This is a genomic window from Devosia insulae DS-56, assembly GCF_000970465.2.
Classification (GTDB): Bacteria; Pseudomonadota; Alphaproteobacteria; order Rhizobiales; family Devosiaceae; genus Devosia_A; species Devosia_A insulae.
Map to the genome: position 1 here is coordinate 25,687 of NZ_LAJE02000335.1, position 8,042 is coordinate 33,728.

Here is an 8,042-nt window from a genome sequence, read left to right on the forward strand (position 1 = left end):
TTTGTTGTCGGCCTGATGTTGCGCTATGCTTGCCTTCCGCCGGGAGTGCACAGCGTGGCTGCCGAGACAATGCCCGCCGACCAGGTCTTCGAGTTCGGAGCGTTCCGGCTCGACGAACGCAAAGGCATCCTCGCGGAAGGCAGCGAGCAGAGATTTCTTCGCCCCAAGGCGCACTCGCTGCTGGCCCATCTGGCCCGCAACATGGGCCGTGTGGTGCCGAAGTCCGAGCTCATGGACACGGTGTGGCCCGACGTCTACGTCACTGAGGATTCCCTCACTCAATCCATCAGCGAAATCCGCAAGGCACTCGGCGCCGAAGGCCAGGAGCTGATCCGGACCGTCTCGAGACGAGGCTACATGCTGAACGGCAAGCCCGACGCGATACCCGAAACGACCGGCCAGCCGATCGTCGCCGTGCTCCGCTTCCGCAACGAAAGTGGTGACCCCGCGCGCCAGCCGATCGTCGACGGCTTTGCCGAGGACATCATCACCGGCCTCGCGCACTACGGCTCCTTGACCGTATTGGCGCGCAACTCATCTTTTCAGTTCGCCTCCTACGAGCCTCAGTCCTGGTCCGAGGTCACTGCGCGGATCGGCGCCGACTACCTCGTCGAAGGCTCGGTTCGCTGGTCCGACTCTGGGGCGGTGGTTGCGGTCAGCCTCATCGATGCCAAACAGCTGCGGCAGCTGTGGGGCGAACGCTACGAAGCCGCGGACGTCGAGGTGTTCGCCGTGCAACGCGAGATCGGCGAGCAGATCGTCAACAGGCTGGTGTCGCGTCTCGACGCCGACAGCATCGCCCGTTCCGCGGTCAAGCCGGCCGCGAGCCTCGCCGCTTATGCGTTGGTGACGCGGGCCGTCGCCGATATGCGGGGCCACAACTATCACCGGCCGCAATCGGCGAGGGCAGACCTCGAGCTCGCCATCGCCAAGGATCCGACCTACGGGTTGGCCTACGCCTATCTGGCGCTCGCCAACCTGATGGAGGGAGGCTATGGCCGAGCCCCCAAAAAGGTGCTGGAAGAAACCTTGGAGACGGCGACCAAGGGCACCACGCTCGCCCCGACCCAGGCGGTAGGGCCGCGGGTGACTTCACTGATCAGGCTTTTCCTCTGCCGTCACGCCGGGGCCGAAGCCGACCTCCGGCGGGCGCTGTCGATCAACCACTATGACGCCGACGCAGTCGAACAGATGGGCTTCCTCTTGACCCTGCGCGGCAAGCCGCTCGAGGCGCTCGACTGGATCGGGCGGGCGAAGCGCCTCAATCCGATCTTCCCCGACTGGTATCACTACGATGCCGGCCTCGCGCTCTACGGTCTCTGCGAATTTGCTGCCGCGGCTGAGGCGTTTGAGCAGCCGATCCGCCTGCCGCCCTGGGTCGAAGGCCGCCTCGCTGCCTGTTACGCCCAGATGGGGAAGATGGATAAAGCCGGGCTTCACATCGAAAAGGCCCGCACCAACCCCGATCACCCGAACTTCGACCCGCTCCACGATGCCGAGCACTTCATGCCGTTCGAGCACCGGGCCGATCTCGACCATCTGCTCGAGGGCATCGCGCAGGCCATGCGGGCGTAGCGGCGATCGGTAGCTCCCACGGCTCGGCTGTCGCCTCCCTCGCCAACGCGGTAGGGGGCGCTGACTGCAAGACCGGCGATCAGACCCGCTGCAATCGCTGCAAACTCGGTGTCATCCCAGCGAAAGCTGGGACCCAACTCACCGCCGGCTCGGGCTGCGAAATGGGTTCCTGTCGCTTTCGCTGGGATGACAGCCGGTGGGTGAGCGAGAAGGTACCAAACCCCCGGCCCGTCCCCAGGAAGCTCAACGGCAGCGATGCCCTACCCCGCCTTGAGCAACCTCACAAATACACCCCCCACCCGGAAGTCTGCCAGCGTATACCGGTCGCCATGTGCCTGCATTGCGGCGATCGCGGACGCTTCGTCGAAATGCCCATCAACTCGCTCCGTCCATTCGACGATTGTAAACGGCGAGGCCGCCACGATGCGCCGGGTCTCGCTGGGGGAAAGCCGCGACAGATCGGGGCGGTGATAGATCTTGCGGATGCAGGTCTCGGGATCGAAGGGCAGCTTGTCGCAACTCGCGAGGAAGGCGCGCATGCCGTCGGCGTCGAGACCGATGTGCTGGTAGGCATCGAGGATGGCATTCACCGCGGGGTTGGCGTGCTCGAAATGGTGCCCGGTGCGACTGGTCCAGAACGGCGCTTCGAAGAATGAGTAGACCCCACGCGCCGTGAGGATCGCAAAAGCCTCAGCCAGGAAAACCTCGAGTTCGGCGACATGCTCCATGACCGCGATCGAAAATACGAAGTCGAACGTTTCCGGACCGAACAGCCGGTCGTTCAGGCTGGCGTGGACGAAGCTGAGATTGTCAAGGCCGGCGGCGCTGGCGACGTTCTGCTTGGCCTCGGTGCTGTAGCGGAAGTCGATCGAGATGAACTGCTTGTCGGGATAGGCCTGCGCCAGGGCGATGGCCCGCCGGAAGTCTCCGCCGCCCACCTCCAGAATTCGGCGCGCGCGCTGGAACTCGCTTTGACCCTCCATGAGGCGGCAGCCCCAGTCGCGTTCGAACGCCATGGCGCTACGTCCGCCAGCGGTCGTAGTGATCGGCCGGCGTTGCGGCCAGCGAGCGCCGGAGATTTTCCAGCGGCGCCTGGCTCTCCTTGACGAGGCCCAGGGACGGACGGTCGATATCCAGCATCAGCAGCAGCGCCAATGCCAACAGCAGCAGCAGCATGCCGGCCGCTACCTGCCGCCGCGGACCGACCAGGACAAAGCCCAGTATGGCGCTCGCCGCGAGAGTGAACAGCAGGAGCAGCGCGAACACCTCTACCGGCACCCGCGCATCCCGCGCCGTTTGCCGTGAGGTATCGGTGTCGATGACGGCGTTGATCGAGTCGAGATAGGCCGTCGAGAAATCGTAGACCCGGATCGTGTCGAACGCCGCCGCAGCGGCAGCCCAGAGGTCGGCGAGCAACTGGTCGTTATGCGTCGACCTGGCCTCCAGTTCCGCATCCGCCAGCCCCACGAGACCAAGGCGATTGTCGAGGTAGTCGACGATCAATCGGCTCAGCCGGCCGCGATGTGGCTCAGCCAGCAACTGGGTGCGCAGGTACGCCGTTCCGATAGCGTTCGCTTCCACCAGAACGAGGGCGCGGCGGGTTTCGAAGCGGTCAAGCGACAGCGACAGGGTGAAGCCCATCAAGAGGGCCAGCAGGCCAAGCACGGCCGACACGATGTAGGCTTCCTGTCCGTCGCTGCCGTTTGCCGACCCAAGGCCCATGATCCGACGCAACCGGTAGCCAAGCAATGCTGCAGCAGCCAGGCTCAGCAGGATAAGCAAAAGCAGCAGATAGATGGGGATGTCATCGACAAGGGCCGCCATGGCTCACCTTGAGCCATACCCGGAAAGCTGGTCCGTCATCCGTCCCTCCTTCATCCCAGCCCATCCAAGGACAGAAGCCTGCCTCACATTGCCTTAGCGATCGACCAACGCCGGCCACTCAGCTTGAGCTAAAGCCGCTGCGCTATCGCATTGAATTTTCTGGACATAGTCGGGGAAGTTTGACGGCGGACGCTAACCCGGGGACAACCGTGCGGCCGGCCATTGCCTGACCTGCTCCATTATTGTGCGTAGGGTGGCCGCACAGGGTCAAACGCAACATTGCACAAGGAGGTGACGATGGATTCCGTCGCCCGCTTTTTGTCCCTTTTGACCATCGCAACTGCCGCCGGCGCCGGCTCGGCCCAGGCTCAGTCCGATCCCCTGGCCATGGCTGAGGCCCATAAGGAGCAACTGAAAATCCAGTGTCAGGCAGGGGTCAACGACGCCTGCCGGGAGCTCGATCTATGGACCATGCTGCGGCCGGTACCCGGCTCCGACGGCAGGCGATATTTCGTCCTTGCTGAGCCGACCCCCTCGCCTGACACCCTGGGCAGTCCGAACATCTATTAGCCAGTCCGATGGAACTCGACGTCGTCTATCTGGCGGACTTCGCCGAGAGCGACGAGGCGCAGTTGCGCCTCGTCGAGGAGGTTCGGCTCAATCGGCAACTCGGCCATCGTACCGGACTCATGCATCTGGGCCGGCGCGATGCGCCGATCGCACCGGCCGTAACCGAACTCATCGACAGCGAGATCGCGCTTTCTCTCGACTATTTTGAGCCGGTGAGCGCGAGCCTCGTGCTCGTCGCGGATCCGGTTTTCGTGGCCCGGGCCAGACCGCGCCTGCCGGTGCGCCTTGCCGCCTCGCGGGCTGTCGCCATCCTCGAGACGCCTCAGCCCGCTCGCCGCCTCGAACTGGTGCACCGGCGCCTGGTCCAGTTTCTCGGCGAGGTGATCACCTGGTCGGCGACAACTTATGATGCGCTGCGGAACCTGCGCGACGCAGGCCTGCCGACCCTCGGCACCATCTGGGAATCGTATGGCCAGGTCACCCCCTCGCCGGCGGCGCTGCACTGGCAGGATGGCTCCCGCCCCATCGTTGGAACAGCGGTCGGGCCGGGTATCGACCACTGGCCCGGAGACGCCGAAACGCGGGCTCGCCTGTGGGATGAGCGCCGCTATCGCATCCACGTCGTCGGCACCCCGCCACAGCCTGCTCCGGGTTGGGCAATTCTGGCGCCTGACGCCCGCCACCACATCCGTTTCGTTTCCCGTCTCGCCGCGTTCATCTACTATCCCGAGGGCCGCCCGGCGAGCCTGCCGCTCACGGCCATCGGCGCCTGCACTGCGGCCGACATCCCCGTCTATCTGGCACCGCATCTCAAGCCGGCGATCGGCAAAGGCCCGCACTATGTCGAGGCGGCGGCGGTGGCCGAGGCGATCGTCAAAGGCCTCTCGAGCCCCATCCGGGCAGGCTCGGCGGCCTTTGATCCGCTCGAGATGCATCGGCGGCGCATGCGCTTCTGGCTGGGCGCCCCCGCCGCTCCGCCGGCACGGCGCAGGCAGCGGCGGGTCATGCTCTTCGCCTCGAACGGCGACGGGCTCGGGCACATTACCCGGCTGATCGCCATCGCCCGCCGGCTGCCCCCCGATGTGTCCCCCAGCTTCGTGACATTGAGCAGCGGCATCAGCCTCGTCGAGGATGCCGGCTTCCCGGTCGAAATGCTCCTCTCGCACCGCTATGCCAATCTCGACCCGGCCGTCGCCTATCCCTGGATGGCCGACGAGCTCACCGAGATGCTGGCCCGCCAGCAGCCGGACGCATTCGTCTTCGATGGCGGCAATCCGTACCGGTTCATGACCGATGTCGCCGCCGTCCGCCGCGGCCCGGCTTTGCTCTGGCTGCGCCGCGGCATGTGGCAACCGAGCCAGGACAATGCTCCGGTGCTCGCCAAGGAGAAGTATTTCGACGCCATCCTCGAGCCGGACGACCTTGCCGCCAGCCGCGACCAGGGGGCCACGGCGAACCGGCGCGACGGTGTGATCCGCACCAGCCCGATCCGCATCGTCGACGACGGCGAGCAGTTGTCGCAGCCGGCCGCCCGGGCAGAACTCGGCCTGGATCCGGCACGGCCAGCGGTACTGGTGCAGCTCGGCGTGGGCAATGTCCGCGACGTCAGCGACGCCTTCAGCCAGGTGATATCCGTGCTGCGCCGGCACCCCGAAATCCAGGTGATCAACCTGGTGCCGCCGATCAGCCACCGGCCGATCCGGCATGTCGAGGGCGTGCGCGATATGTCGATCTACCCGGCGGCGCGCTACCTCAGGGCGTTCGACTTTGCCATCTCGGCGGCGGGCTACAACAGCTTTCACGAACTGATCGGCGCGGCCATGCCGACCATCTTCGCCGTCACCATGCGGCCCGAACTCGATGACCAGATGGCCCGGGCCTCCTATGCCGAGGCGGCGGGCTGCGGCTACGCCCTCGGCACCGACGACCTCACCTCGCTTGCCCACCACGTCGACGAGCTGATGCGGCCGCGCCATCGCCAGGAGCTCAGCCGCAATTGCGCGCGTCTTGCCACCCCCAACGGGGCCATTGCGGCGGCTCAGCTGATTGCCGAGTTCGCCCGATGACGCCGCCACCATCAGAGCCTCGGCCGCCCGATCTCGCGAGAATCCTCGCCCGGGCCCTGCGCGATCTCGAGGCCCAGGCCACGGCGTTACGCAGCGCCAGCGCGTCGCTCGCCGAAGCCCAGGCGCAGCGCGCCGAGACGCGGCGGATCGGCTTCGGCACGCTGCGCAGCGAGCCCCAGGCCGACGACGAGAGACCGCAGCCGCGCCTCGCACCCCGCGCCAGCTGGGCGCGGCAGCTGCTTGCTGCCCCGCCCCTCACCAGACCCACTCTCTTCGCCTATCCCGGCCATATGGGTGCGGCCATCCAGGAGCAGCCCTACCTCGCGGTCGGCTACATTCTCGGCGGCGAGACCGAGGCCGAGATCGAGGAGGCGGTCGAGACGGTGACCGTGGTGTCGCGCAGCAGACGCGATTTCACCCCGGTCTTCATCACCGGATCCACCCATTTCTCCCCCTTCCTCAGGCATGGCTACAGCTTCGAATACCTGCCGCCGCGCCGCCATTTCGGCGGTGACGACGCGAGCTATGCGCTATGGCGGCAACGCCGGCTGGATTTCATCGCCGCCAAATGGGGCCTCGCCAGCATGACGGTGCTCGGGGACAGCCCGGCGGCTGTCGCGGCGGGCCCGCTGCTGCTGTTCTTCCCGGATTATCGCGCGGCAAATCCGTACCAGGCACTGATGTATGCCGGGCTCGAAACTGAGATCGAGGTTGCAGCGGGGACGCTCGAGGCGGCCCTCGCCACGGCCGGTGGCCGACCGACGATCTTTCATCTCCATTGGCAGGACGCCGTCACCCAGCAGGCCCGGGTCATCGACCAGCCCGCTGCGATGGCCGCTTTCGTCCACTTGATTGACGCGTTTCGCGCCCGCGGCGGGCTGTTTGCCTGGACCGTCCACAACGACGATCCGCATGACAGCCCCGACTTGGAGCTCAGCCGCGCCTTCGCCAGCCAGTTGCTGGCGCGCGCCGACCTGGTGCATGTGCACGACGCTCTCGCGGCCGAGCGGCTGCGGCCAATGTTGCCGAGCGACGCGAAGATAGTGGTGATTTCGCACCCGGCTTACGCTGCGGCCGATACCGCCCCGGATCGCGCCGGCACGCGGCTTCGGTTGGGCGTCCCCGACGACGAAACGCTGTTTCTCACCCTCGGCAATATCAGGCGCTACAAGGGCATCGAACCGCTGCTGCACGTCGCCGCCGAGCTGGCCGATCTGCCGGTGCGGTTCCTGCTGGCCGGCCGCGCCGGCCGCTACGACCCACGCGCCGCGGCCCCGGGCAACTGCATCGTGCTCAGCGGACACCAGACCGATGACGAGGTTCGCGACCTGCTGGCCGCCGCCGATTTCGTCCTGTTGCCATTCGAGGAGGTAAGCACGTCGGGCAGCCTGATGCTGGCGCTGTCGGCCGGACTGCCCCTCATCAGCCCGGCGCTCGGAGCTATCGCGGCGATCATCGAGGATCAGCGCGAGGGTTATCTCTACTCGAGCGACGAACCCGGTGCGCTCGCAGCGGCCATCCGCCGCGCCGCAGCGACCCCGGCCTGGCGCCGCGAGGCAATGGCCCTGGCCGCCACCGCGACGGCCGGCCTGCATCAACCCCGGCAGTTCGCCACCGAGATCGCCGCTGCTTTGATGTCGCTGGTCGCGCCTCCGGTGCGGACCCGCCCACGAGATCATCAGGCAGCTGAGACGATGCGCAAGGCGCGGCAGTAAGGGCCCGGGCGCGAGGGGTCTTGACTGCAAGTGCTGGCGGTCAGGCCCACCGCAATGCCCAAAACTCGGTGTCATCCCAGCGAAAGCTCACTAGTGTCCGGGATTTTTGTTTGTTTGGGGTGGTGCAAGGCAGGCACCGCCAGGTGATCTGGCATAAAATCGAGTTGCGAGACTTGATTTGGAGCCTGCCATGCCATTTGAGCCTAATGGTTTCCTGCGCTTTCTGCAGCCCCTCAATCGGCACTCGATCGATCGAGCAGTGGAACGTCACCAGGGCAATCGAGGGGTCGGC

7 protein-coding genes are annotated in these 8,042 nt (G+C 66.3%); 4 read left to right on the forward strand and 3 right to left on the reverse strand.

Features of this window, described 5'->3' with window-relative positions; translation table 11 throughout:
• Nucleotides 1–54: 54 nt before the first annotated feature.
• Nucleotides 55–1,575 (forward strand): winged helix-turn-helix domain-containing tetratricopeptide repeat protein, encoded by a 1,521-nt coding sequence (locus tag VW23_RS22020; protein ID WP_244513697.1) that lies wholly within the window; start codon nucleotides 55–57, stop codon nucleotides 1,573–1,575.
• A 260-nt stretch (nucleotides 1,576–1,835) separates the two neighbouring features.
• On the opposite strand, the gene VW23_RS22025 is transcribed toward VW23_RS22020, so the two are convergent.
• The gene (locus VW23_RS22025) at nucleotides 1,836–2,591 is read right to left on the reverse strand and encodes a class I SAM-dependent methyltransferase (protein ID WP_069911644.1); all 756 of its coding nucleotides are present in this window, start codon (nucleotides 2,589–2,591) and stop codon (nucleotides 1,836–1,838) included.
• Nucleotides 2,592–2,595: 4 nt separating this feature from the next.
• On the reverse strand, nucleotides 2,596–3,399 hold the full coding sequence (locus tag VW23_RS22030; RefSeq protein WP_069911645.1) for a bestrophin-like domain: 804 nt from the start codon (nucleotides 3,397–3,399) through the stop codon (nucleotides 2,596–2,598).
• A 297-nt stretch (nucleotides 3,400–3,696) separates the two neighbouring features.
• Here VW23_RS22030 and VW23_RS22035 point away from each other — a divergent pair, with 297 nt between their 5' ends.
• Genes VW23_RS22035 through VW23_RS22045 form a run of 3 tightly spaced genes read left to right on the forward strand, consistent with a single transcriptional unit; the run spans nucleotide 3,697 to nucleotide 7,750 of the window.
• The gene (locus VW23_RS22035) at nucleotides 3,697–3,969 is read left to right on the forward strand and encodes a hypothetical protein (protein WP_069911646.1); all 273 of its coding nucleotides are present in this window, start codon (nucleotides 3,697–3,699) and stop codon (nucleotides 3,967–3,969) included.
• An 8-nt stretch (nucleotides 3,970–3,977) separates the two neighbouring features.
• On the forward strand, nucleotides 3,978–6,035 hold the full coding sequence (locus tag VW23_RS28370; RefSeq protein ID WP_084646375.1) for a glycosyltransferase: 2,058 nt from the start codon (nucleotides 3,978–3,980) through the stop codon (nucleotides 6,033–6,035).
• The gene (locus tag VW23_RS22045) at nucleotides 6,032–7,750 is read left to right on the forward strand and encodes a glycosyltransferase family 4 protein (RefSeq protein WP_069911647.1); all 1,719 of its coding nucleotides are present in this window, start codon (nucleotides 6,032–6,034) and stop codon (nucleotides 7,748–7,750) included. The genes VW23_RS28370 and VW23_RS22045 overlap by 4 nt, the downstream gene beginning before the upstream one ends.
• 40 nt (nucleotides 7,751–7,790) lie before the next feature.
• Here the strand turns inward: VW23_RS22045 and VW23_RS29340 are convergent.
• On the reverse strand, nucleotides 7,791–8,042 hold a 252-nt coding region (locus VW23_RS29340; protein WP_210184499.1), incomplete at its 5' end, for a hypothetical protein.